The organism is Streptomyces sp. Ag109_G2-15 (genome assembly GCF_900215565.1).
Lineage (GTDB): Bacteria > Actinomycetota > Actinomycetes > Streptomycetales > Streptomycetaceae > Streptomyces > Streptomyces diastatochromogenes.
On record NZ_OCNI01000001.1, the window covers coordinates 5,363,884 to 5,388,301 of the forward strand.

Annotated in this window: 25 protein-coding genes; 13 read left to right on the forward strand and 12 right to left on the reverse strand. The window is 72.3% G+C overall.

Annotated elements, in window-relative coordinates; all coding sequences use genetic code 11:
• The first annotated feature begins 50 nt into the window (after positions 1 to 50).
• The gene (locus CRP49_RS24075) at positions 51 to 746 is read left to right on the forward strand and encodes a uracil-DNA glycosylase (protein ID WP_097255262.1); all 696 of its coding nucleotides are present in this window, start codon (positions 51 to 53) and stop codon (positions 744 to 746) included.
• Positions 747 to 753: 7 nt separating this feature from the next.
• Here the strand turns inward: CRP49_RS24075 and CRP49_RS24080 are convergent, their stop codons facing one another.
• Positions 754 to 1,428 (reverse strand): GntR family transcriptional regulator, encoded by a 675-nt coding sequence (locus tag CRP49_RS24080; protein ID WP_097255263.1) that lies wholly within the window; start codon positions 1,426 to 1,428, stop codon positions 754 to 756.
• 186 nt (positions 1,429 to 1,614) lie between these two features.
• Between CRP49_RS24080 and CRP49_RS24085 the strand changes: the two genes are divergently transcribed.
• Positions 1,615 to 3,075 carry an NCS1 family nucleobase:cation symporter-1 gene (locus tag CRP49_RS24085; protein WP_097255264.1) on the forward strand — a complete coding sequence of 487 codons (1,461 nt, stop codon included), beginning with the start codon at positions 1,615 to 1,617 and terminating at the stop codon, positions 3,073 to 3,075.
• Between the two features lie 5 nt (positions 3,076 to 3,080).
• A complete protein-coding gene (locus tag CRP49_RS24090) occupies positions 3,081 to 3,803 on the forward strand; it encodes an aspartate/glutamate racemase family protein (protein WP_097255265.1) in 723 nt (240 codons plus the stop codon).
• A gap of 10 nt (positions 3,804 to 3,813) precedes the next feature.
• On the opposite strand, the gene CRP49_RS24095 is transcribed toward CRP49_RS24090, so the two are convergent.
• Both CRP49_RS24095 and CRP49_RS24100 read right to left on the reverse strand, forming a co-directional pair.
• A complete protein-coding gene (locus CRP49_RS24095; protein ID WP_097255266.1) occupies positions 3,814 to 4,278 on the reverse strand; it encodes a GNAT family N-acetyltransferase in 465 nt (154 codons plus the stop codon).
• Positions 4,275 to 4,688: a RidA family protein gene (locus tag CRP49_RS24100; protein ID WP_097255267.1), complete on the reverse strand. Its 414-nt coding sequence runs from the start codon at positions 4,686 to 4,688 to the stop codon at positions 4,275 to 4,277. The genes CRP49_RS24095 and CRP49_RS24100 overlap by 4 nt, the downstream gene beginning before the upstream one ends.
• Positions 4,689 to 5,329: 641 nt before the next feature.
• Here CRP49_RS24100 and CRP49_RS24105 point away from each other — a divergent pair.
• The 5 genes from CRP49_RS24105 (at position 5,330) to CRP49_RS46950 (ending at position 11,132) form a co-directional block, all read left to right on the forward strand.
• On the forward strand, positions 5,330 to 6,097 hold the full coding sequence (locus CRP49_RS24105) for a nucleotidyltransferase domain-containing protein (protein WP_097255268.1): 768 nt from the start codon (positions 5,330 to 5,332) through the stop codon (positions 6,095 to 6,097).
• A gap of 214 nt (positions 6,098 to 6,311) precedes the next feature.
• Positions 6,312 to 8,174, forward strand: coding sequence for an FUSC family protein (locus tag CRP49_RS24110; RefSeq protein WP_179851738.1), 1,863 nt, complete (start codon positions 6,312 to 6,314; stop codon positions 8,172 to 8,174).
• Positions 8,175 to 8,223: 49 nt separating this feature from the next.
• Complete coding sequence (locus CRP49_RS24115; RefSeq protein ID WP_179851739.1) at positions 8,224 to 9,588, forward strand: amidohydrolase; 1,365 nt, start codon at positions 8,224 to 8,226, stop codon at positions 9,586 to 9,588.
• A gap of 20 nt (positions 9,589 to 9,608) precedes the next feature.
• Positions 9,609 to 10,772 carry a cytochrome P450 gene (locus CRP49_RS24120; RefSeq protein WP_097255271.1) on the forward strand — a complete coding sequence of 388 codons (1,164 nt, stop codon included), beginning with the start codon at positions 9,609 to 9,611 and terminating at the stop codon, positions 10,770 to 10,772.
• 189 nt (positions 10,773 to 10,961) lie between these two features.
• Positions 10,962 to 11,132 carry a hypothetical protein gene (locus CRP49_RS46950; protein WP_179851441.1) on the forward strand — a complete coding sequence of 57 codons (171 nt, stop codon included), beginning with the start codon at positions 10,962 to 10,964 and terminating at the stop codon, positions 11,130 to 11,132.
• Between the two features lie 65 nt (positions 11,133 to 11,197).
• Here CRP49_RS46950 and CRP49_RS24130 read toward each other — a convergent pair whose 3' ends face one another.
• From CRP49_RS24130 to CRP49_RS24140, 3 genes are all read right to left on the reverse strand, one after another.
• Positions 11,198 to 13,141 carry an ABC transporter ATP-binding protein gene (locus tag CRP49_RS24130; protein WP_097255272.1) on the reverse strand — a complete coding sequence of 648 codons (1,944 nt, stop codon included), beginning with the start codon at positions 13,139 to 13,141 and terminating at the stop codon, positions 11,198 to 11,200.
• Between the two features lie 238 nt (positions 13,142 to 13,379).
• Positions 13,380 to 13,808, reverse strand: coding sequence for a hypothetical protein (locus CRP49_RS24135; protein ID WP_179851740.1), 429 nt, complete (start codon positions 13,806 to 13,808; stop codon positions 13,380 to 13,382).
• Positions 13,805 to 14,443 (reverse strand): ATP-binding protein, encoded by a 639-nt coding sequence (locus CRP49_RS24140; RefSeq protein WP_097255273.1) that lies wholly within the window; start codon positions 14,441 to 14,443, stop codon positions 13,805 to 13,807. The genes CRP49_RS24135 and CRP49_RS24140 overlap by 4 nt, the downstream gene beginning before the upstream one ends.
• Positions 14,444 to 14,665: 222 nt before the next feature.
• On the opposite strand from CRP49_RS24140, the gene CRP49_RS24145 reads away from it, so the two are divergent.
• Complete coding sequence (locus CRP49_RS24145) at positions 14,666 to 15,526, forward strand: helix-turn-helix transcriptional regulator (RefSeq protein WP_097255274.1); 861 nt, start codon at positions 14,666 to 14,668, stop codon at positions 15,524 to 15,526.
• Complete coding sequence (locus tag CRP49_RS24150) at positions 15,527 to 15,781, forward strand: DUF397 domain-containing protein (RefSeq protein WP_094214850.1); 255 nt, start codon at positions 15,527 to 15,529, stop codon at positions 15,779 to 15,781.
• 102 nt (positions 15,782 to 15,883) lie between these two features.
• Here CRP49_RS24150 and CRP49_RS24155 read toward each other — a convergent pair whose 3' ends face one another.
• From CRP49_RS24155 to CRP49_RS24165, 3 genes are all read right to left on the reverse strand, one after another.
• Positions 15,884 to 17,371 carry a glutamate synthase subunit beta gene (locus tag CRP49_RS24155; RefSeq protein WP_097255275.1) on the reverse strand — a complete coding sequence of 496 codons (1,488 nt, stop codon included), beginning with the start codon at positions 17,369 to 17,371 and terminating at the stop codon, positions 15,884 to 15,886.
• Between the two features lie 184 nt (positions 17,372 to 17,555).
• Entirely contained in the window at positions 17,556 to 18,035 is a 480-nt protein-coding gene (locus CRP49_RS24160) for a DUF1772 domain-containing protein (protein WP_097257514.1), read from the reverse strand.
• Between the two features lie 151 nt (positions 18,036 to 18,186).
• Positions 18,187 to 18,879: a DUF2293 domain-containing protein gene (locus CRP49_RS24165; RefSeq protein WP_097255276.1), complete on the reverse strand. Its 693-nt coding sequence runs from the start codon at positions 18,877 to 18,879 to the stop codon at positions 18,187 to 18,189.
• A 326-nt stretch (positions 18,880 to 19,205) separates the two neighbouring features.
• Here CRP49_RS24165 and CRP49_RS24170 point away from each other — a divergent pair, with 326 nt between their 5' ends.
• On the forward strand, positions 19,206 to 19,838 hold the full coding sequence (locus tag CRP49_RS24170; RefSeq protein WP_097255277.1) for a uridine kinase: 633 nt from the start codon (positions 19,206 to 19,208) through the stop codon (positions 19,836 to 19,838).
• A 79-nt stretch (positions 19,839 to 19,917) separates the two neighbouring features.
• Positions 19,918 to 20,331 (forward strand): PPOX class F420-dependent oxidoreductase, encoded by a 414-nt coding sequence (locus CRP49_RS24175; protein ID WP_097255278.1) that lies wholly within the window; start codon positions 19,918 to 19,920, stop codon positions 20,329 to 20,331.
• A gap of 4 nt (positions 20,332 to 20,335) precedes the next feature.
• Here CRP49_RS24175 and corA read toward each other — a convergent pair whose 3' ends face one another.
• On the reverse strand, positions 20,336 to 21,463 hold the full coding sequence (gene corA / locus CRP49_RS24180) for a magnesium/cobalt transporter CorA (RefSeq protein WP_097255279.1): 1,128 nt from the start codon (positions 21,461 to 21,463) through the stop codon (positions 20,336 to 20,338).
• A gap of 194 nt (positions 21,464 to 21,657) precedes the next feature.
• On the opposite strand from corA, the gene CRP49_RS24185 reads away from it, so the two are divergent.
• A complete protein-coding gene (locus tag CRP49_RS24185) occupies positions 21,658 to 22,452 on the forward strand; it encodes a methyltransferase domain-containing protein (protein ID WP_097255280.1) in 795 nt (264 codons plus the stop codon).
• Positions 22,453 to 22,461: 9 nt separating this feature from the next.
• On the opposite strand, the gene CRP49_RS24190 is transcribed toward CRP49_RS24185, so the two are convergent.
• On the reverse strand, positions 22,462 to 23,454 hold the full coding sequence (locus CRP49_RS24190; RefSeq protein WP_097255281.1) for a carbohydrate kinase family protein: 993 nt from the start codon (positions 23,452 to 23,454) through the stop codon (positions 22,462 to 22,464).
• Complete coding sequence (locus CRP49_RS24195; RefSeq protein WP_097257515.1) at positions 23,439 to 24,344, reverse strand: pseudouridine-5'-phosphate glycosidase; 906 nt, start codon at positions 24,342 to 24,344, stop codon at positions 23,439 to 23,441. The genes CRP49_RS24190 and CRP49_RS24195 overlap by 16 nt, the downstream gene beginning before the upstream one ends.
• Positions 24,345 to 24,418 lie beyond the last annotated feature (74 nt).

Here is a 24,418-nt window from a genome sequence, read left to right on the forward strand (position 1 = left end):
GGGTCGGAGGAGCCGGAGGCGTTTTCCGGGGGCGGGCATACGGTGGCGGTATGGACGACAGCTGTGCCCTTGCCCGGCTCGACCGGCGCGTCGCGGAGTGCCGGGCCTGCCCACGGCTGGTCGAGTGGCGGGAGGAGGTGGCTCGGACCAAGCGGGCCGCGTTCGCCGACTGGACGTACTGGGGGCGGCCGGTGCCGGGCTTCGGGCCGGCCGATGCCCGCCTCGTGATCATCGGGCTGGCCCCGGCCGCGCACGGGGGCAACCGCACGGGCCGTATGTTCACCGGGGACCGTTCAGGAGACGTGCTGTACCAGGCGCTGTACGACGTGGGGCTGGCCTCGCAGCCCACCTCCGTGCGCGCCGACGACGGCCTGGAGCTGTACGGCGTCCGCGTCACCGCGCCCGTGCACTGTGCCCCGCCCGCCAACAAGCCCACCCCCGGGGAACGCGACACCTGCCGCCCCTGGCTGGTCCAGGAGCTGAAGCTGCTGCGCCCGACGCTCCGGGCCGCCGTGGTGCTCGGCGCCTTCGGCTGGCAGGCGGCGCTGCCCGCGTTCGCCGAGGCGGGCTGGCCCGTGCCCCGGCCCCGCCCCGTCTTCGCCCATGGCGCCCGGGTCGCGCTCGGCGGTCTGGACGTTTTCGGCTGCTTCCATGTCAGCCAGCGCAACACCTTCACCGGCCGGCTCACCCCCGAGATGCTGCGCGAGGTGCTGCGCATGGCGGCCGACGCGGCCGGACTGCCGTAGGGAGGCCTCAGCCGGCGTCGTCGGGCTCGGTTCCGAACAGGTGCCGTACCGTCGAGCGGTAGTTGGCGCGGACGTGGCCGAGTGCGTGGGTGCGCGCGCGGTCCGGGTCGCCGGAGGCGATGGCTTCGTACAACTCCCGGTGTTCGTCGAGGAGTTGGGGCCATTCCTCGTTCTGTCGGGTGAGCCAGCGCAGCCGGCCGTCGACCGGTTCCATGACGGAGATCAGCAGGGTGTTGCCGGCCATGGCCAGGATGCGGTCGTGGAAGCGGGTGTTGATGTCCGTGATGGCCTCGCCGTCCCCCTCCTTCGTCGCCGTCGCGGCCTCGGCCAGCAGCTCCCGCAGCTCCGCCAGCGCCTCGGGTGTCGCCCGTGCCGCGGCCAGTCCCGCCGCGTACACCTCCAACGCCTCGCGCAGTTCGAAGAGTTCCTTCACATCGGTCGGGGTCAGCCGGCGTACGACCGTACGGCGTGCCGACTCGAACAGGACGAAGCCCTCGGCGACCAGGGCGCGGATCGCCTCCCGCACCGGCACCCGCGAGACGCCGAACCGGTCGGCCAGCTCCCGTTCGACGAGCCGTTCGCCGGGACCCAGACGCCCCGCGATGATGTCCTGCCGCAAGGTCGCGAGGACCCGTTCGCGCACCGCGCCCAGGGGCTCGGTCTTCGTCGTCGTGGAGCTCATGGGGCCATCTTCGCCGACCCGGCGGTGCTTTTACGGAGAAGTAACAGCAGCGACATCGGTCCGAACGCTTGACGGCGGGACCATGACGGCAGTTTGGTATACCAAACGAACTCGCTCGGCACCCCCCAGTCCGGCACTCCGGACAATGCAGCCGTCCTCCGCCGTCCCCTCGTCCATGGAGGCCCCGTGTCCCTCGCCGACCGCGCCGAAGCCACCGGCGCCCCAGCGTTCGTCCCCGACCCCCGACTCACCAACGAAGACCTCGCCCCCGCCGGGCAGCGGAACTGGAAGGTCTTCGACCTGTTCGCCATGTGGATGTCCGACGTCCACAACCTCGGCAACTACACCTTCGCCGCCGGCCTGCTCGTCCTGGGCATGAACGTCTGGCAGGTCTTCACCTCCCTGCTCGTCGGCTTCGTGCTCATCTACATCGGCATGAACTGGATGGGGAAGATCGGCCAGCGCCACGGCGTCCCGTTCCCCGTCGTCAGCCGCATCAGCTTCGGTGTCTGGGGTGCCAACATCCCGGCCCTGATCCGGGCCGTGATCGCCATCATGTGGTACGGCATCCAGACCTATCTGGCCTCCGTCGCCGTCAACGTGATGCTGCTGGCGGCCTGGCCCGGCCTGGAGTCCCTCACTCACAGCTCCTTCCTCGGTCTGGACGCCCTCGGCTGGACCTCCTTCGTCTCCCTCTGGCTGATCCAGGCGCTGATCATCAGCCAGGGCATGGAATCGGTGCGGAAGTTCCAGGACTTTTGCGGTCCGGCGATCTGGCTGGTGATGATCGCGCTGGCCATCTGGGTCCTGGCCAAGGCCCACTGGAGCATCTCGCTCACCTCCACCCCGCACCCGGTCTCCGTCGGCGAGCAGTGGCGGCAGTGGTTCGGCGCGATCGGTCTGATCCTCGCCACCTACGGCACGCTGATGCTCAACTTCTGCGACTTCTCCCGCTTCGCACCCGACTACAAGACGGTCCGCCGCGGCAACTTCTGGGGCCTGCCCATCAACTCCACCGCCTTCGTCGTCGTCTCCGTCATCGTCACCGCGGGCTCGCTGGAGGTCTGGGGCAAGGCCATCACGGACCCGGCGGAGCTGGTCGCCAAGGTCGGCAACACCTGGGTGCTGGTCCTGGCCGCGCTGACGTTCGCCGTCGCCACCATGGGCGTCAACATCGTCGCCAACTTCGTCTCACCGGCGTACGACCTCGCCAACGTCTGGCCGCAGAAGATCACCTTCAAGGTCGGCGGCCTGATCAGCACGGTGGCCGCGCTGGTCGTCACCCCCTGGAACCTCTTCTCCAACCCGACCGTGGTCAACTACTTCCTCGGCGGCCTCGGCGCCTTCCTGGGCCCGCTGTTCGGCGTGATCATGGTCGACTACTACGCGGTCAAGCGCGGCCGGGTCGACGTGGACCAGCTCTTCGACGCCACGCCCGGTTCCCGCTACTACTACCGCAAGGGCGTCAACCCCAAGGCCCTGTGGGCGTTCCTGCCCTCGGCCGCGGTCGCCGCGGTGCTGGCGCTGGTCAAGACCTTCAGCGACGTGGCGCCGTACTCCTGGTTCATCGGCACGGCGCTGGCCGCCGGGCTGTACGCGGTGCTGTGCCGCGGTGAGCGGGCCCGGACCGCCGGGGCGGAGGTCTGACGGACGTGCGGATCGTCGTCACCAACTGCAACACCACGCAGGAGATGACCGAGGAGATCGTCCGAGGTGCCCGGGCCGCCGCAGGCCCGGGCACCACCGTGACCGGGCTGACCCCCGCCTGGGGCCCCGAGTCGGCCGAGGGCTGGCTCGACAGTTACCTCTCGGCCGCGGCCGTCCTCGACGCACTGCGCACCTACGACGGCCCGTCGTACGACGCCGTCGTGCTCGCCGGGTTCGGGGAGCACGGCCGGGAGGGCGTACGGGAGCTGGTGGACGTGCCCGTCGTGGACATCACCGAGGCCGCGGCCCACCTCGCCTGCCTCCTCGGGCGGCGCTACGGCGTCGTCACCACCCTCGACCGGTCCCGCGGCCAGATCGAGGACAGCCTGGAGACCGCCGGCGTGGCCCGCAACTGCGCCGCCGTGATCGGCACGGGCCTGGGCGTCCTCGACCTCGCCGACGACCCGGCCCGCACCGAGGCCGCCTTCCTCGCCGCGGCCGAACGGGCCGGCGAGGCCGGCGCCGAGGTCCTGGTGCTGGGCTGCGCCGGGATGACGGGACTGCAGCGCGCGGTGGAGGAGAAGCTGGGGCTCCCGGTCGTCGACGGGGTCGGAGCGGCGGTGAAGCTGGCGGAGTCGCTGGTGTCGCTGGGGCTGACGACGAGCCGGGCGGGCACGTACGCGAAGCCCTTGCCGAAGCTGCGGGCGTGGGGACGGCCGAGGGGGTGAGGGATGCCCTTCAGGGCCGCCACTCGTACCGCACGTCCGGCTCCCGCTCCTCGTTGCCGCTGCCGTCCGTGGACTCGACGGCGACGAAACCGTGCCGTTCGTAGAAGCGGTGGGCGGGCTTGTTGACCTGGAAGGTCCACAGGGTGAGCCCGCCCGGACTGCGCTCCTTGGCCAGCGTGACGAACCGGTCGCCGATGCCACGGCCGCGCCAGTCGGGGTCCAGGTACAGCTGGGACAGCAGGTCCCCGGCGAGCACCATCATGCCCACGACGCCACCGCCCGCCTCGGCGACCCAGGTCTCGCGGGAAGGCACCACGACCTCCCGGAAGTAGTCGCGCACCTCGTCGTCGGTGTGCGCCCGGACCACCGTGGGCAACGCGGCCGTGTAGGACCGCAGCCACACGTCGGCGACGGCGGCGGCGTCCGGGCCGGCCGCCCGGCGCAGCACGATCTCCGGCCCGGCACCCGCGCTCACGGGCGCGCCTCCTCGGGTACGACGGCCGTGGCCGTGATCTCCACCAACTGCCCCGTGTACCCGAGGCAGGCCACGCCGAGGAGGGTCGACGAGTGCGGTCCGGCACTGAGCCCCGACGCCTCGACCACGTCCCAGACGGCGGACAGCACCGAGGGCTCGCTGCTCACGACGTACACGTCGGTCGACACGACATGCTCCAAGTCGCTGCCCACCGCGAGCAGTTGCTCCCGAAGATTGGCGACCACCTGCTTCGCCTGCCGCACGGGATCCCCTACTCCCACCACCTCCCCCTTCTCGTCGAGCGGCACGGCCCCGGCGAGGAAGGCGAGCTTCGTGCCGGCCTCGACGACGGAGGCGTGCGAGTAGGTGGGCGGCGGGAAGAGCGCGGGGGTGGTCACGCGTCGGATCATGGCGGCTCCTGGTTCGATGGACGGGCGGCGTTCGACGGACAGGCGGCGTTCGGTGGACGTGCAACGTTCGATGGGCGGGCAACGTTCGATGGACGGGCAACCTCCTGATCATCCGGGGCCCGCCCAGGCCTGCGCACCCGAATTTCCGGGTCTTCGGCGGTCCGGGGAGGCCTACCGGGCATGCCGTCCTCCGCAGCCCGCCGCGCCTCCGCGACCCGCGCCCGCACTTCCCGTCGCCCGCGCCGGACGGCGGCCTTGGCCGCGATGGACCGCCGTACCGCGGCTGCCGCCACGGCTCTGAACTCGGCGCTCTGCTCCGCCGCCGCGACCCGTTCGAGGCGGTAGAGCCGGGTCGGCGGGGCCGAGGCCGAGTACGGATTGACACGCAGCAGATCGGGCTCACCCAGCAGCCGGCGCGCCAGCTCGGCCGTCCACCCGCGAGCCCGCAGCCCGGCCATCGACACATGGCCGCGCCGCGCCTTCGCCCCGCTCTCCCCAGTCGTCACCATGACCTCCCCCGTCGTGACAGTGAGTGACGATCTCATTGATAACGCACCCCACTGACAATCGGGTCGCCGCGCGTCCGGCCCCGTCCTACGCTCCCCGCACCCAAACCCTCACCCCAGCCGGAGCCCCCACCCATGCCCACGCTCGCCGACCCCGACTTCCTCACCACCACGGCCGACCGCCTCGCCGCCCTCCCCACCGTCCAGGCCGTGGCCCTCGGCGGATCCCGGGCCCAGGGCACGCACACCCCCGACAGCGACTGGGACCTCGCCCTCTACTACCGCGGCCCCTTCGACCCCGCCGACCTGCGCGCCCTCGGCTGGCAGGGCGAGGTGTCCGAGATCGGCGGCTGGGGCGGCGGAGTCTTCAACGGCGGGGCCTGGCTGACGATCGACGGACGCCGGGTCGACGTGCACTACCGGGATCTGGACGTGGTCGAGCACGAGCTGGCGGAGGCGGAGGAGGGGCGGTTCCGGGTGGAGCCGCTGCTGTTCCATCTGGCCGGGATCCCCAGCTACTTGATCGTGGCCGAGCTGGCCGTCAACCGGGTACTGCGGGGCGAGCTGCCGCGCCCGGCCGCCTATCCGGAGAAGCTGCGCCGGACCGCGGCGGAGCGCTGGTCAGGCACCGCACGCGCCACTCTGGCCTACGCCAAGGCCAACCACGCTCCGCACGCCCGCCTCACCGAGGTCGCCGGCGCGCTGGCCACCGCCGCCGTACAGGCCGGCCACGCGGTGCTGGCGGCACGCGGGGAGTGGGTGACGAACGAGAAGCGGTTGCTGGAGCGGGCGGGGCTGCGGCGGATCGACGCGGTGGTGGGCGCGTTGCGGGCGGAGCCGGAGGCGCTGACGGACGCGATCGGACAGGCCGAAAGGATCCTCGGGGTCGGTCCCGCGAGTTGAAGAGATCCTCGGGGTCGGTCCAGGGAGTTGAGGGGCAGCCGTTCCCCAAGGCCCCCAGGCCCAGGGGAATTGCGTTCATAAAGAAAGTCCCCACACCGCCACCTTTCACCTCCCCGAAACGCGATCGCCCCGTTTGCTCAGCGAACGCGATCTACCGTGGGACGCACACCCCATAGCCCGGCCACCGTCGTCCGAAGGCCCACCCCGCCCTCGAATGAACAGGAGCCCCGTGTCGCGCCCGGCCGCACTGTCACTGCCCCCCTGGCTCGCCCACGCCCTGCGCACCCAGCGCGGACCCGTCCCCTGGAGCGCGGTGACCCGGGGCGCGCTCGCCGCCGGGCCGCTGCTGCTCGCCGGTGTGCTCAGTGGCCGTACTGCGCTCGGCGTCCTCGCCGCCATCGCCGCGATGCTCGCCGGCATCAACGACCGGCCCGGCAGCAGGCGCGCCTCCGTCAGGCGGCTCGGGGTGCCCGCGCTGGCCGGGGCTCTCGGGCTGCTCGTGGGGACGTACACCGGGCAGGTGCTGTCCGCCGTACCGCTGACCCTGCTCCTCACCGTGCTCGGGCTGGTCGCCGGAGGCATCAGCGCCGTCGGGCCCGTCGCCTCCGCCGCCGGTACCCAGTTGCTCGTCGCCTCCGCCATCGGCGCGGGTATGCCCGCGGCCGAGAGCGGCTGGCAGCGGGCGCTCGCCTTTCTCGCCGGCGCCGGCTGGCTGCTCCTGCTGCGGCTGGCGCTGCCCACGCCCGGTTCGCTCGCCGGGGACTTCCGGTTCGACGGCGAACGGGAGGCGGTCGCCGACGTGTACGACGCCGTCGCCGCGCTGCTCGACGCCGTGGGCACGGACACCGCCGCCGCCCGCCGGGCCGCGCTCACCGCCGCCCTCGACCACGCCCAGGACGCCCTCGCCGGACCCCGGCTGCGCCGGTACGCCGGCTCCGCGGCCGAGCGCCGGCTGCACGCCCAGTACGCCGCCGCGCTGCCCCTGGCCGAGGCCGCCACCGCCCTCGCCTGGGCGGGCGAACCCGTCTCCGCGCGCGCGGCGGAAGGGCCCCGGCGGCTCGCCGCCGCCGTCCGCGGCAACACCGGCACCGGCCCGCTGCCCGCCCCCACCCGGTCCGCGCCCGCCCTGCGCGCCCTCGACGACGCCCTGTTGCGCGCCGCGGAGGCCTTCGACCGGACCGAGGACGGCGCACACCGGCTGCTCGCCCGGCGGCGCGGCGTCAGGGACGCAGTCCGGGCCGCGCTCGGCACCGGCGGGCGGGAGTACGGGCTGCGCGTGGCCCTCTGCTTCGGGGCCAGCGCCGCCGTCGCCCAGGCCCTGCACCACACCCGTTGGTACGGGCAGCACCAGCACTGGTACTGGCTGCCCGCCACCGCCGTCTTCCTGGTCAAGCCGGACCTCGGGCCGCTCGCCTCCCGCGTGCTGAGCCGGGCCGCCGGGACCGTGCTGGGTGCCCTCGTCTTCGCCGGGTTCGCCGCCGTGCTGCCCCGGCCCGAGGGGCTCATCGTGCTGGTGGCCGTCTGCGGGGCGCTCATCCCCGTCGCCACCCGGAACTTCGCCGCCCTGACCACTGTCGTCACCGTCCTCGTCCTGGCCCTGGTCATGGTCGGCGGCGAGTCGCAGGCCTCCGCCAGCCGGATCGGCGAGACCCTGCTGGCCTGCGTGATCGTGCTGATCGTCGGGCATCTGCCGATGCCGGGGGAGCGGGGCGGAGGGGTGCGGGCCCGGCTCGCCGCCGCCGCGAGCGCCGCGCACGCCTATCTCGTGCACGTCCTGAGCGAGTCCGGCGACCGTACCGAACGCTGGGCGCTGCGCCGCGAGGCCTACCGCACCCTCGCCGAGGCCCGTACCGCGATCGCGCTCGCCGCCGCCGAACTGCCCGCTCTCGCCCGGCACACCGAGGGCACGGACGCCGTCGCCACCGTCCTGGAACGCCTCGTCGACACCACCACGGCCTGCGCCGTGCACCTCGACGACACCGGCCACCTCACCCCACGGCACACCCGGCAACTGCAAGAACTGCTGGACGAGTTGGAGCAGCGCCAGGAGTGGGTCGGGCCGCCCGCCGCCGCGTAGTGACCGGATGCGCTCACCTCGCGGTCCGGCACCGTCGTACGTTGGGCCCATGAGTGCCTCTCCCGCCGACCTGATCATCACCGGCTGCACCGTCCTCGTGCACGACGAGGTGCACGACGAAGAGGAGCGCATCGCCTTTCGTGAGGACGCCGCGATCGTCGTACGCGACGGGGTGATCGAAGCGGTGACCACCGCGGCGGCCGCGGCGGAGCTGGCGGCCGTGGAGCGGATCGAGGCGCGCGGGCAGGTCGCGATGCCCGGGCTCGTCAACTGCCATACGCACGCCCCGATGGTCGCCCTGCGCGGGCTCGCAGAGGATCTGCCGACCGAGGAGTGGTTCAACGACGTCGTCTGGCCCGTCGAGTCCAACCTCACCGCGAAGGACGTCGAGCTGGGCGCCCGGCTCGCCTGCGCCGAGATGATCCGCGGCGGGGTCACCTGCTTCGCCGACCACTACTTCCACATGGACGTGGTCGCCGACGTCGTCGCCGAGTGCGGGATGCGGGCCCACCTCGGCGAGGCCTACTTCTCCTCGCAGGGCCCGCAAGGGCGGGAGCGTTCGGTGGAGTTCGCGCTCGGTCGGCGGGGCGCCGCCGGTGGGCGGATCACCACCGCGCTCGCTCCGCACGCCCCCTACACCGTCACCGAAGCCGACCTCACCGCGACCGCCGAACTCGCCCGCGCGCACGGCCTGCCCGTCCACCTCCACGCCGCCGAGAACCGCGACCAGACCGACACCAGTCTCGCCCGGCACGGCGTCACCCCCGTCGAGGTCCTCGACCGCACCGGACTCCTCGACACCGACCTGCTCATCGCCCACGGCACCGGCATCATCGAGCGCGACCTGTCACTCCTCGAACGCACGGGCGGCCGTACGGCGGTGGCGACCGCGCCCCGCGGCTACCTCAAGTTCGCCTGGCCCGACGCCACTCCGGTACGGGCCCTGCGCGCGATCGGCGTCCCCGTCGGCCTCGCCACGGACGGCGCCGCCTCCAACAACTCCCTCGACGTGTGGGAGTCGATGGCGCTGACCTCCCTGATCCAGAAGTCCACCGAGGGCGACCCGCGCTGGCTGACCTCCCGTCAGGCCCTGCACCACGCCACACTGCAGAGCGCCCGCGCGGTCGGCCTCGGCGGCGACATCGGGACCCTCGCCGCCGGCCGGCGCGCCGATCTCATCCTGGTCGACCTCACCGGCCCGCACACCCAGCCGGTCCACGACCTCGCCGCCACCCTCGTGCACAGCGCCCGCTCCGCCGACGTCAGCACCACCATCGTGGACGGCCGGGTCCTGATGCGGGACCGCGAGCTGCTCACCCTCGATGTGCCCGCCGTCGTACGGGAGTTGGACCAGCGGCTGCCCGCCCTGGTCGACCGGAGCCACGGGCGGCGCATCCAGGAGTACGACACCTGAGTCCGCGTAGGCTTCCTGCCATGGATCTCGCGGACGGCCTCCTCGACCAGCCCTACGACATCTACCGGCGCCTGCGCGACACCGCGCCCGTGCACCGCATCACCGGACCCGACGGCACCGCCGCCTGGCTCGTCACCCGGTACGAGGACGTCCGGGCGGTCCTGGCCGACCCCCGGCTCTCCTTGGACAAGCGGCGGGGGACCGGCACGTACAAGGGCCTCTCGCTGCCGCCCGCCCTCGACGCCAACCTCCTCAACATGGACCCGCCCGACCACACCCGCATCCGCCGCCTGGTCGGCCGCGCCTTCACCCCGCGCCGCGTCCAGCAGCTCCGCGAGCCGATCCGGCGCACCGCCGACCGGCTCCTCGACGCCCTCGGCCCGCACGGCAGCACCGACCTGGTCGCCTCCTACGCCGCCCCGCTGCCGATCACGGTCATCTGCGACCTGCTCGGCATCCCGGAGGGTGACCGGCTGGACTTCCGGCAGTGGACCGACAGCCTCACGGCCCCCGACCCGGCCCGCCCGCACGCCTCCAAGGAAGCGATGGCGGCCATGCTCGACTTCCTCACCCGGCTGGTCGCGACCAAGCGCCGGGAACCCGCCGACGACCTCCTCTCCGACCTGATCGCCGTCCGCGACGAAGGCGACCGGCTCGGCGAGGACGAGCTGATGTCCCTGGCCTTCCTCATCCTCTTCGCCGGGTACGAGAACACGGTCCAGCTCATCGGCAACGCAGTACTCGCCCTCCTCCAGCACCCCGACCAGCTCGCCGCTCTGCGCAAGGACCCGGGACGGATCCCCGCCGCCGTCGAGGAACTCGCCCGCTACGAGGGGCCCATGCTGCTGGCCATGCGCCGATTCCCGGTCGAGGACGTGACGATCGCCGGAGCGACCATCCCGGCGGGCGAGACCGTCTGGGTGTCCCTGTCCGCCGCCGACCGCGATCCCGCCCGCTTCCCCGACCCCGACCGCCTCGACCTCTCCCGCGACGCCTCCGGCCATCTCTCCCTCGGCCATGGCATCCACTACTGCCTGGGCGCACCCCTGGCGCGCGCCGAGACCGAGATCGCGCTGACCGCGCTTCTGGAGCGGTTTCCCGATCTGGCGCTCGCGGAGGGCGAGTTGCGGTGGCGTTCGTCGCTGCGGGCCCGTGGGCTGACGGCGCTGCCGGTGACGTACTGAGTGGCACAATGACACATTCAGCTACGATGCCATCGCTGAATGTGTCATTCCTGTCGGAAAGTGAACGGATCCTCACGCTCCGCCGTGGGCGGGTGTCAACAATGTCTCAGTCCCGTCACCGAGCGAGCCGTTCGCCTTCTCCAGGGCGTTAACTCCAAGAAGTACGACACTTTCTGGAGGTGCGAGATGGTGAACGGGCGAACCGTGCTCGAGTGCTTTCCCGCAGGTGGCCCGCGGGGATCGTGGCCGGCGGAGGAGTTCGCGCGTGCCCGGCGTCTCGAAGGCCTGCCCGCCGAGGTCGTCATGGACCTCGCGACGGACACGTTCCTGGTCATCGTGCGCGCAGACGCGACGGAGTGAGATGCCGCGGAGTAAGACGGCACGGAGTGAGATGCCGCGGGGTGAGGGGCACGGAGTGAGGCGGCTCAGGTCGGCTTCGGGGTCGGCACCCGCGCCGTGAACTGCTCCGCCTGCAGCGCGTACAGCTCCGCGTAGACACCACCCCTGGCCAGGAGTTCCTCCGGAGTGCCGGACTCCACCAGCCGCCCGTGTTCCAGGACGTGCACCAGATCGGCGTGGCGGACCGAGGCCAGCCGGTGGGTGATCAGAACGACCGTCTGACCGCTGCCCGCCAGCGCCCGGATCTTGTCGAACACCTCCAGCTCGGCCCGCGCGTCCAGCGCCGCCGTCGGCTCGTCCACGATCAGGATGCGCCCGCGCCGGTAGGCCGCCCGGGCGATGCCGAGGCGCTGCCACTGGCCGCCCGACAGCTCGTGCCCGCCGCTGAAGTTGCGGGCCAGCAGCGTGTCCAGGCCGCGCGGCAGGTCGGCGACCACCTCCTCGGCCCCCGCCTCGGCGATCGACGCGGCCAGGCGCTCCTCGGTCAGGGGTGCGGAGGAACGGCCGACGGCCACGTTCACCCGGGCGGTGAACGGCCAGCGCTTGAAGTCCTGGGCCACCATCGCGACGCGCTCGGCGAGCAGCCGCCGGTCGGCGCTCGCCGCGTCGACACCGTCCCACAGGATCCGGCCCCGGGCCGGTGTGTACAGGCCCGCGAGCAGCTTGACCAGGGTGGTCTTGCCCGAGCCGTTCTCACCGACGAGCGCGATGATCCGGCCCAGCGGGAGCGTGAGACTCACGTCGTCGAGGGCGGGGCGGGCCGCGTCACCCGGATAGCTGAACGTGACGTTCTCGAACCGGATCTCCCGCGGGTCCTCGGGCAGCGGCAGCCCGCCGGACGGGATCGCCCGCTCGGCCGCCTCGGTGTACAGCCGCTGCAGATCGCCGACGAACAGGGCCTCCTCGTGCAGCTCGTTGATCTCCAGCACCAGCGTGTCCAGGCTCGTCGACCCGGTACGGATCGCGATCACCGCCGTACCGGCCACGGACAGGGCCATCGCGCCGCCCAGCAGCAGCGCGCCCAGCGTGGCGTACGTCGCGACGGTCGCGAGCCCCGTCCAGGCGGCCGCGATCAGACCGGTCCGGGCTGCCAGCCGGGACAGCCGGGCCTGCTCCGCCTCCGCCGTCTCCGACATGGAGCGGAAGTGCCGCAGCAGGAACGGGCCGACTCCGTGCACCCGGATCTCCGGTGCCGCGGCCGGCTCGGTGAGCAGGTTGCCGATCAGATGGCCGGCGCGCGCGTGCTGCACCCAGGTGTGGAAGGACTCGTAGCGGCGACGGGCGTTGGTCAGGGCGCCCCAGGCGCTGGGCAGGGTCATGGTGACCAGCAGCGGCAGCAGCGCCGGATGCAGCACGGTGAGCACACCGGCCGCGGCGATCAGGGAGATCACCGCGTTGATGACCCGGGCGCCGTAGGAGATCATGCTGCGCGCGGACCGGGCGCCGTACTGGGCCGTGTCCAGCAGCTTGTGGAAGGCGTGGTCCTCGATCGCGGCCAGCTCCACGTTCGCCGCCCGCTCCAGATACAGCTCGGTCGCCACCCGCTCCACCTTGGGCTCCAGCCGTCCGGTGGCATACGTCGAGGCGGCCCGCAGCAGCGCCGCGACCAGCATCACGGCGGCCATGACCACCAGGGCGGGGGCGGCCGCGCGCAGCCGCTGCGCGATGTCGGGACCGGCCAGCAGCTTCCCGAGCGCGCTGTTCACGGCCAGCAGGCTCACCGCCTGGGCCGCGCCCCGGCCCACCTCGGCGGCCAGCACGATCCGTGCCGCCCGCGGGTCCGCCTGCCGGGCCAGCCGCAGGCTGGACGCCAGCATGCCGGGCAACCGGACCATCATCGCCCGGAAGCTCAGCTCCAGAAAGGCGTCCGCATGCTCGTTCCACCCCATGTCGTACCGCAGCGGCCCCCCGAACAGCAGCCGCTCCGATCCCGAGACCTCAGGCCCACCCGCCTCGCGCTTCTTCCGCACCGCGCCCCTCCACCCCGGCCCATGACCGAACGGCCACTATCGCGGGCGGGCCGGTGGTGGGGCAGGGCGCGAGAGGGGGTACCGGGGGGCGTGAAGGGGGTGCGGGCTGTGGTGTCTGCTGAGCGAGAACCCTGCTCAGCCCTCCCGGCGGTGAGGTCAGGTGAAGGGCCCCTGGTGAAAGTCCCCGCTCAAGGGTCCCGCAGCTCATCCCACCCCACCGGCCAGAGCCGGCGCAGCGTCACGCCGAAACGGCTCGGGACCAGTCCGGTGTGGTTCCCGTCACCCGGCACAGGGCCAGGTACAGGGGGATCGGCGGGGTGTAGGGGACCGTGCCCTCGGGGCGGTGGATCAGGCGGGCGGTGACGGGGACCAGGGCGCCCGGGGCGTAGAGGGCGGGGGCCGGCCAGGGGAGGGCGTAGTCGGAGTCCGACGGAACGATCCACCACCAGTGCGCGCCGTCGGCGTACACACAGCCCACCCGCGGCAGCCGCGGGACGATCAGCGGCCCGAGGCGGTCGGGTACGGCCACGGCGTCACAGCCCAGCGGTGACGTCATACCTTCCGGCACCGGCAGGCGGCGGACCTGTGCCGGCGTGTGCTGCCGGCGTCCGAGGCGCACCAGAGTGTCCAGACCGAGCGGCCGACCGGACACCTCGGCGCCGCTCACGGCCGCTCCCAGGCGCGCCGCTGCTCCGGGGCCCCGTGCCGGGCCTGTGCCTCTTCCTCGTCGCCCGGACCGGGCGGCGGGCCGCCCGGCTTGGGGCGGGCACCCCAGCCCAGGTCGTTGCACGGTTCCACCGTGCCGCGGGCCGCGTCGGTCTGGCGGGCCAGCTCGGCCCAGACCAGCAGCCCCGGCCCGTGCTCCTGGGCACCCCAGGCCTGGCACAGTGCGTCGACGAGGAGCAACCCCCTCCCGTGCTCCTCATCGGGGCGCTGCGGGGACGGGTGGGGCTCGCCGGGCGCACAGCCCTCGTCACGCACGGCTATGCGCACCGTGTCGTCGTGGTCGTGCAGCTCGCACACCACGCGACTGCTCGCGGTGTGCACGATCGCGTTGGTGACCAGCTCGGATATGACGAGGGCCGCGTTGTCACAGGTGTCCGCGCACACCGACCAGCCGGTCAGCCGGGCGTGCGTCAGGCGTCTCGCCTGGGCGGGTGAACCCGGATGTGCGGCCAGCTCGAAGCGGAACCGGCGCTCGGCAGCGCCCCCACCAGGGGCTGCTCCCGTTGCCGCACCGAGACCAAGACGGTCTGCGGCGGCGTCTGTTCCTAAGGGTGCGGACGGAATCACGCTTGCCACTATCTCCCCGGTGTGGACACTTGGCAAGTGTCACTCTGAAAAATGCAGAGTGCTGTGTGACTCGGTCAATGGCCGTGGCACACTGCTCGCAACAGCACCTCGAGCGGCGCCAATTGGGACCGTCGGCGATCCGGCCGGATCGTTCGAATGAGTCTTCGAACGGCGCCGCAGGGCTGTCGGGATTCTTTTGCCGGAGCGGACTCTTGTGTCGGAGGTGGGAGCGTGAGCGAGCCGCGGTCCGCGCCGACCGTGGGCCAGGTGGTCCTCGGCCGGCGCCTGCTGGACCTGCGGGAACGCGCCGGGTTGAAGCGCGAGGAGGCCGCCCGTGTGCTCCGTGTCGCCCCCGCCACCATCCGCCGTATGGAGATGGCCGAGGTCGCCCTCAAGATCCCGTATGTACAACTGCTGCTGAAGGCCTACGGAGTTCCCGACGACGAGGCCGACGTCTTCGTCCGACTGGCCGAGGAGGCCAACAGACCCGGCTGGTGGCAGCGGTTCCACGACATCCTGCCGGGCTGGTTCTCGATGTACGTCAGCCTGGAGGGCGCGGCCGGCCTCATCCGCTCCTACGAGCCGCACTTCGTCCCGGGCCTGCTGCAGACCGAGGACTACGCGCGCGGGGTGCTGAAGTCGGGTGCCATCGGCCAGACCAGCCCCGACGACATCGAGCGCCATGTCGCGCTGCGCATGCAACGCCAGGAACTGCTCACTCGTACCGACGCCCCCCGTTTCTGGGCGGTGATGGACGAGACGGCCCTGCGCCGCCCGGTCGGCGGCCCGGAGGTGATGCGCAGGCAGATCGACAAGTTGCTCGAGGCCACGACATTGCCGCATGTGACGCTCCAGGTCGCCCCGTTCGCCAACGGGCCCCACCCGGGGACGTACGGACCGTTCGTCCTGTTCCGATTCGCCATGTCGGAACTCCCGGACATGGTCTACAGCGAGTACCTGACCGGCGCGGTCTACCTGGACGCGCGCTCCGAGGTGGCGACCCACCTGGAGGTCATGGACCGCATGGCGGCTCAGGCCGCCACGGCACAACGTACGAAGGAGATCCTCCAGGATCTCCGCAAGGAGCTGTGAATGGATCGCATCGAGCCGCGCACTCGCGTCTACAACGGCATGCCCGCACGGGAGTTGGGCAGCGAGGGGTGGCACAAGCCCTGGAGCGGCGGCAACGGCGGAAACTGCCTGGAGGCGATGAAGCTCGCCGACGGCCGGATAGCCGTACGGCAGTCGACCGACCCGGACGGACCGGCGCTGATCTACACCACGGACGAGATGACCGCGTTCATCGAGGGCGCCAAGGCGGGGGAGGCCGACTTCCTGCTCTCCTGAACCCCCTGATGCTTATTGCCTCTTGCTCAACTTCAACTTCAACTCCTTTATGACTCTCGCCCTGGTGGCAGCACCCCGCACAACGTCTTCAGTGCCGCCTCCTTACACCGCCATCGGCCGGTCACGTGGCGAGATCGGCGCCGGCAGCCGTGAACTCCCCGTCAGGTAGCGGTCCACGGCTGCCGCCACCGCCCGCCCCTCCGCGATCGCCCACACGACGAGCGACTGCCCACGTGCCGCGTCCCCGGCTGCGAACACGCCGGCGACGTTGGTCGCGAAGCCGTCGTCGCGGGCGATCGTGCCTCGCGGCTCCATCATCAGCCCCAGCTGATCGACCAGCCCGTCCTCCCGGTCGGGCCCGGAGAAACCGAGGGCGAGCAGCACCAGGTCGGCGGGCAGTGTCCGCCCGGTGCCCTGCACCGGCTGCCGTCGCTCGTCCACCTCGACCAGGTGCAACGACCGCACATGCCCGCTGTCGTCCCCGGCGAAGCGGAGCGTGGACGCCGCGAACAGCCGCGCGTCCGCGTCCGCCGCCGGAGCCGTCCGCAGGTCCCGCGCCTCCTCGTGCGCGGCGGACAGCCGGTAGAGCTTCGGGTACGTCGGCCACGGCTCGGCCTCCTCGTCGCGCTCGGTACCCGGCTGCGCGTAGATGTCCAGCTGGGTCACCGACGCGGCTCCCTCGCGCACCGCGGTCCCCAGACAGTCCGCCCCGGTGTCGCCGCCGCCCACGATCACCACATGCTTTCCGGCCGCGGACAGCGGCGAGACCTCCAGATCCCCCTCGCACACCCGGTTGGCCAGCGGCAGGTACTCCATCGCCTGGTGTATCCCGGTCAACTCCCGGCCCGGTACGGGAAGTTCCCGCCACGCCGTCGCGCCCGTGGCCAGCACCACCGCGTCGTAGCGGGTCCGCAGAACGTCCGCCGGGACATCCCGCCCGATCGCCGTCGACGTACGGAACCTCGTCCCCTCGGCCCGCATCTGCTCGAGCCGCCGCTCCAGATGCCGCTTCTCCATCTTGAACTCGGGGATGCCGTACCGCAGCAGCCCCCCGATCCGGTCGTTCCGTTCGTACACGGCGACGGTGTGTCCGGCCCGGGTCAGCTGCTGCGCCGCGGCGAGCCCGGTCGGCCCGGAGCCGATCACCGCGACGGTCTTCCCCGACAGCCGGTCCGGCGGCCGCGGCAGGGCGAAACCCTCCTCCCAGGCCCGGTCGGCGATCGCGCACTCGACGTTCTTGATGGTGACGGCCGGCTGGTTGATCGCCAGCACGCACCCGGCCTCGCAGGGCGCCGGACACAGCCTCCCGGTGAACTCGGGGAAGTTGTTCGTCGCGTGCAGCCGGTCGCTCGCCGCACGCCAGTCCTCGCGGGAGACCAGGTCGTTCCACTCGGGGATCAGATTGCCCAGCGGGCAGGCATCGTGGCAGAACGGGATGCCGCAGTCCATGCAGCGGTCCGCCTGCTTGCTGATGATCGGCAGCAGCGCTCCCGGGACGTAGACCTCGTCCCAGTCCCGGACCCGCTCCTCGACGGGCCGCCGCGGCCACTCCTGGCGCGGCGTGGTCATGAACCCCTTGGGATCGGCCATGGTCGTCTTCCTCGCGTACGTGTACCGGGGTACTCGATGTGCGACGGGCCGTGCGTCATCGGGCGGCACTCTTTCGGCCACGATACGTCCACCCCGACACGCACGCAGAGTGGCGGACAGCGCTTTCTGACGCTGTTCCCTCAGCGCCCGGCCCGCCGGCTCCCCGATCCCTCACAGCGGAGGCTCAGGCAAGGGCCAGCACGTACCCGACGGCGGCCGCGGCGGAGGCGGCCGTGCGTATGTGGTTCCAGAACGTCCACTCGCGCACGTACTGCGGCCAGTACGCCGTGGCCTCGGGGCTGCCCGGGGTCATTCCGGCCAGCCTGTCGTTGCGGGGCACGTTCGCGACCATGGTCAGCCCGAAGGACCCGAACAGGTACAGCCCGCTGCCCAGCAGCAGCGCCGCCTTCCCCTCGCCCGGCCATACCACGAACGTCACCACCGCGGTCGTCGCGCACAGCACCGCGGAGCCGATGAACACCAGCATGAAGGCGGGCCGCACGGCGGCCACGTTGATCGCCTTCATCGCGGCGACGCCCTGCGCGGGAGGCAGCGCGGCCAGCCCGCGCATCACGAAGGTCGAGAACCCGCAGAACACCCCGGCCACCAGCCCGGTCCCCAGCACACCCAGCACGGCCAGCACGAAGAACGGCCCATCGATCACGGTCACACCCCACTCCCAGCTCGTCTCGTCCCGGGCCGAGGCCCGGCTTCAGCACTTCCCTTCCAGTGAATGCGCGGCACGCCGAGGCCACCATGGCTGAGGGACGCGGGGCCATGCGCGAGCGTCCAGCCCCTGCGCTGCTGCCGCGCCCTCAGCCGACGTCGGCCTCCTCTCCCCACCCCCGCAGCACGCTCTCCACGGCCACCGCGATCCGCCGCCGCGCCTCGAACCTCGGCACCCCGCTCATCAGAAGCTGGTCGTACGGCGTGTCCACGTGCCGTACGGCCGCCACGACCGCCGAGATCACCGCCCCCTCCGACAGCGCCCGCCCGGCCGCACTGCGCCCGACCCGCCCGCTGCCCCGCATCGACGCGTGCGCCGCGATCGCCCGGGCCCGCTCGGCCGGGCACCCCGGAAACAGCCGCAGGATCTCTGCCGCGAACGCCGCCGCGAACCGCTCGTCCTCCGCCGCCCTGCACCGGGCGTCCCGGGCCCGCCGCCGGCGCCGCGCCTCGGCGTCCGCCAGACACCGTGCCTCGGCCCGGGCCAGCGCCGCCTCCTCCACGAGAACGCCTTGCCGTTCGTAGCGGCTCTTGCGCCGGTTGAACCGCACGACCACCACCGACAGCGTGCTCTCCTCCCGCGCCCGGCGGGTCAGCGCCGTGTCGCCGCGCGGCAGGAACACCAGGTGCCCCAGGTCGGCGCAGTCGAGGCAGCGCGGTGCCCCGTCCTCCAGCACGAGCAGCGAGAGCGGCCCCCGCCGGCACCCGGCGCAGCGCTTGCTCCGCAGGGGCTGGACGGCGACAAGTCCAGCGGGGACCAGAGGAGTTGAAGAACGTGCCATACGCGCTTCTTTCCCCGTCTCCCCGCACCGCTCCCACCCCGGGGGGAGAAGGAGGAGCTCTCCGCCCAGACGGTGCCGGCCGGTTCGGAGCCCCGCCGCGTCCCCGGTGTCTGGCGGGCGTGAGCATCACCCGGTCGACGGGCCCGTCACCGCGTTCTCGTGACCGCGGGGGAGCCCTCTCGTGACCGCGGGCGAGCCTTCCCGTGTCCGCCGGAAACCGCCGGTGCGCGCCGACGGCCCTGGGCGTGGAGCCGGACGGCCGTCCCGGTGGCCCTCGCCCACCCTGCCGGTCTCGCCCGCCGACCCCGCCCGGCATCATGGGGGCTGTGCGACTCGAAGCGATCACCTGGGACCGGCTTGCCGAGCTGCTCGCCGACCGGCTGCTCGAGCTGGAGCCGGCCGACGGGGGTGCCTGGCCGCGCGCCGGCTTCGACGGGGCACCGGCCGCCCGTCCGGGGGACCTCGCCGAACTCGTCGCCGAGGCGCTGCGCGTGCGCGGCCGTCCCTCGCTCGTCGTCGGCGCCGAGGGCTTTCTGCGCCCTGCCTCCCTCCGCCTGGAACACGGGCGACGGGACGCGGAGTCGTACTACGGCGGCTGGTTCGACACCGGCGCCCTGTGGCGCGAGGTCTTCGGCCCGCTCGACCCCGGTGGCAGCGGCCGCGTCCTGCCCGACCTGTGGGACCCGGTCACCGACCGCGCCACCCGCAGCCCCTACGTCCAACTCCCGCCCGGCGGGATCCTGTTGCTCCATGGCCCCCTTCTCCTGCGGCACTGGTTCCCCTTCGACCTGACCGTCCACGTCCTCCTTTCCCAGGGCGCCCTGCGCCGCCGTACCCCGGAGGCCGACCACTGGATGCTCCCCGCCTTCGAGCGCTACGAGGGCGAGACCGACCCGGCCGGCACGGCCGACGTCCTCGTGCGCGCCGACGATCCTCGTCACCCCGCCTGGAACGGCTGATCCGAGCTGATCCGAGCTGATCCGAGAGGTTCGGCAAAACCCCCTTTTCTGTGCACGTGCATGTAACTAGAGTGGCGGCATGACGACCTCCTCCGGCGCTCCCGTCGCCCTCGACGACTCCGTCCGCGCCCTGCTCGACGGCAAGAACTTCGCCAGCGTCGCCACCCTCGGCCCCGACGGCGCTCCGCAGAACTCGGTGGTCTGGATCAAGCGCGAGGGCGACACCGTGCTCTTCTCGTCCACCGGCGGTCGGCAGAAGGTGCGCAACCTCTCCCGTGACCCGCGCATCAGCCTGACGGTCTTCGACCTGGCCAACCCCTACCACTCCGCCGAGATCCGAGGCGTCGCCGAGATCCTGCCGGACGAGGGCAAACGGCTCCCGCAGGAGCTGTCGCACAAGTACCTCGGGATCGACCCGCCGGCCGAGAAGGACGACGAGGTCCGAGTGATCATCAAGGTCGTGCCGCGGAAGGTCGTGGCCTTCTCGGTGTGAGAGGTCAGAGCCAGCCGTTGCGCCTGAAGCCCCGGTACAGCGTGAGACAGGCCGCCGCCATCACACCCATCACGAGCGGATAGCCGAACCGCCAGTGCAGCTCCGGCATGTGGTCGAAGTTCATGCCGTAGACCCCGCACACCATCGTCGGTACGGCGATCACCGCGGCCCAGGCCGTGATCTTGCGCATGTCCTCGTTCTGCGCGACCGTCACCTGCGCGAGATGCGCCTGCAGGATGGAGTTGAGCAGCTCGTCGAACGCGGCTATCTGCTCCTTGGCTCGCATCAGATGGTCGAGCACGTCCCTGAAGTAGGCCTGTATCTCTGGGTCGACCACCCGGATCGGCCGGGTCGCCAGATCCTCCACCGGGCGGGCGAGCGGCACCACCGCCCGCTTCAGCTCGAGGAGTTCACGCTTCATCTGGTAGATGCGCCCCGGATCGGCCCGTGCGCCGTTCTCCGAGAACACGTCCGTCTCGACCTGGTCGATGTCGGCCTGCACCGCGTCCGTGACGGTCAGGTAGTCGTCCACGACATGGTCGGCGATCGCGTGCAGCACCGCCGCCGGCCCCTTGGCGAGCTGCTGTGGATCCGCCTCCAACTCCTCGCGCAGCGGCCCGAGTGAGCCGTGCCGCCCGTGCCGTACCGTGATGACGAAGTCTTCGCCGACGAACACCATGATCTCGCCGGTGTCGACCACCTCGCTCGTCGCCGTCAGCTGTTCGTGCTCCACGTAGCAGACGGTCTTGAACACCGCGAAGAGCGTCTCCCCGTACCGCTCCAGCTTCGGGCGCTGATGGGCCTCCACCGCGTCCTCCACCGCCAGCGGGTGCAGGTCGAACAGTTCGGCGATGCCCGCGAACTCGCTGTCCGTCGGCTCGTGCAGCCCCAGCCAGACGAACCCCTCGCCGCTCTTGCGCACCATCTCCACGGCATGCACCAGGTCGGTGCACCCCGGCACCCGAGCGCCGTCCTGGTACGTGACGCAGTTCACCACGGAGGAACCCAGCGGTGACCGGGCGGGATGACTCAGGTCCACGCGTGGCCGCCGCCGGGCCAGCCGCGCCACCTTGCGCAGGCTGCCGACCCTGCCCAGCCCCGTGACCTTCCGCAGATTCCCTGCCATGGACATCTGGATCTCCTCGCGTGGATCTCCTCGCACAACGCCTTCGCGCCTTGCCCGGCAAGTGTGCCAGCCTGGAGCAAAGCGCGGGTAAGCCTGTGGGAACGGCCCGTTCCGCTTTGTTCCCGCCTGTGGACGAAGCGTCGGCCGGTGCGGGCGAGCCGGGCGGGCGGGGTGAGCCGGGCGACTGACAGGATCGCGGCATGACGCCATCCGACGGATACCTCCTGGACAACCGGCAGAGCGAGGCAGGACAGCGCTTCGACGCCTTCGCCTCCCTCTTCGATCCGGTGACGTTCCGGCATCTCGAAGGACTCGGGCTCGGTCCCGGCGGGCGCTGCTGGGAAGTGGGGGCCGGCGGCACCTCCGTGGTGTCCTGGCTCGCCCAGCGGGTCGGCCCCACCGGCCAGGTCGTCGCGACCGACATCGACACCTCGCGGCTCGCCGCCGTGGCCCGCCCCCCGGTCGAGGTTCGCATCCACGACGTGGGCACCGAGGAGCCGCCGGGGGACGGTTTCGACCTGGTGCACGCCCGGCTGGTCCTCGTCCATGTCCCGGACCGGGAAAGGGCGTTGCACTCCATGATCAGCGCACTGCGGCCCGGCGGAGTGTTGCTGATCGAGGACGCCGACCCGGCCCTTCAGCCCCTGACCTGCCCCGACGAGTACGGTCCCGAGCAGCGGCTCGCCAACCGCCTGCGGCAGGGCTTCCGCAAGCTGCTCGCCGACCGCGGCGCCGACCTGTCGTACGGCCGCAAACTCCCGCGCCTGCTCCGCGAGGACGGACTGCGCGACGTGGCCGCCGACGCGTACTTCCCCATGACCTCGCCCGCCTGCGCCGCCCTGGAGTCCGCCACGGTCCGCCAGATCCGCGGCCAACTCGTCGCCGCGGGCCTCGCCACCGACGAGGAGATCGACCGCCACCTGGCCAATGTGGAGGCGGGTGGCATGGACCTGGCCACCGCGCCGATGATCTCGGCGTGGGGACGCAAGGGCTGAGCACAGAGGCTAGAGGGTGACTTCTGGATCAGGTCGGCCAGGAGGCACCCCCTGGCCGCCGGTGCCCCGGTGTGTTGGTCTGCGGTGCGGTGGTCTGCCGCCCACGCGTTCCACCGCTCGTGCTCCCGCTCTGCACCCCTGTGCCGCCGCCTCCTCCGGATCCGCGCCCGTGAGCAGGGCGGCCAGGAACGCGCCGGTGAAGGCGTCGCCGGCGCCCGTGGTGTCCAGCGGGGTCGCCGACACGGCCGGAACCCGGGCGACCACGGCGCCGGAACGGGCCACCAGCGCCCCGGCCACACCCGACTTGGCCACCACCAGCGGGACGAGTCGGCTCAACTTGGCCGCCGCGTCCACCGGTTCGGGCAGCCCGGTCAGCAGACACGCCTCGTCCCGGCTGGGCAGCAGCACGTCCAGCCCCTCCGCGAACGCCAGGAAACGGTCCACACCGAACTCCAGCAGGAAGCCCGCCGACGCCGGATCCAGACTGACCGGCACCCCACGCTCGCGTGCCGCCGCGAGGGCCACCTCGGCGAGCGCCCGGCTCGGCTCGGAGAACAGCAGATAGCCCGACAGGTGCAGCCTGGCGACCCCGTCGAGCAACGCGTCGGACCAGTCGGCAGGTTCGAGCCGCAGGGACGCCCCGCTGTCGGTAAGAAACGTGCGCTCGGCCGAGGCGCCCGTGTCGACGAGGCAGATCACCGTCCCGGTCGTCGCCTCCCGGTCGACCACCAGCCGGGGCCGCACCCCGGCCGCCACCAGCTCCCGCTCGTGCCACTGTGCCGCGTCCGCGCCCACCCGCCCCAGCAGCCGTACGTCCGCACAGCCCGAATGGGCCGCCCAGCAGGCCACATTGGCGCCCGCGCCACCCGGCAGGGTCCGGACCGCGGCGGCCGTGTCGGTGCCGGTCGCGAGCGGCCCCCGGTGCCGGGCGACGACGTCGGTGACGATGTCTCCGACGACCAGCAGCGCCCCGTCCCGGGCTGCGGTCACTGCCTGGTCCACGCCGCCGCGATCCGTGCCGCCAGCCGCACATTGCCACGCACCGCGGCCAGGTTGGCGTCCAGCGAGGCCCCGTCCGTGTGCCGGACCAGGAAGTCGAGCAGGAACGGCGTGACCGCCTGCCCGGTGACCCCCTCCTCCTCACAGGCGCGCAGCGCGTCGGCGAGCACGCGAGCGTGCAGCCCCGGATCGAGCTGCTGCGCCTCCGGGACGGGGTTGGCGACGATGAGCGCCGACCCCGGCGCGTCGAGCCCGTCCTGCGCCCGCATGGCCTCGGCGACCTCTTCCGGGCTCTGCAGCGTCCAGTCGACCGGGTGCCCGGAGTCGGACAGATAGAACCCGGGGAACCGGTCGGTGCGGTACCCGGCGACGGCCACGCCCAGCGTCTCCAGCCGCTGCAGGGTCGCAGGCACGTCCAGGATCGACTTCACGCCCGCGCACACCACCGTGATCCGGGTCCGCGCGAGCAGGCCCAGGTCGGCCGACTCGTCCTGGGTCACCGTCCACTCCCGATGCACACCGCCCAGCCCGCCGGTGGCGAACACCCGGACACCCGCCAGTGCCGCCAGCTGCGCCGTCGCCGACACGGTCGTCGCCCCGCTCGCCCCCGCCGCCACGGCCAGCGGCAGGTCACGGTGGCCCAGCTTGCGGATGCCGTCCTCGTTGGCGACCCGCTCCAGCTGCTCCTTGTCCAGGCCGACGTGCGGGCGCCCGTCCAGGACGGCGATGGTCGCGGGGACGGCGCCCTCCTGCCGCACCACGTGCTCCAGCTCCAGCGCCACCTGGAGATTGCGCGGACGCGGCAGCCCGTGCGCGATGATCGTGGACTCCAGGGCCACCATCGGCCGCCGCGCGTCGATCGCTTCCCGGACTTCTTCCGACACCACCAGCACCACGTGCCCGCCTCCTGTCCGTCGGTCCTTCCTCATCTCTGGCGGGCGCCACACCCCGCTAAACGCTTGCCGTC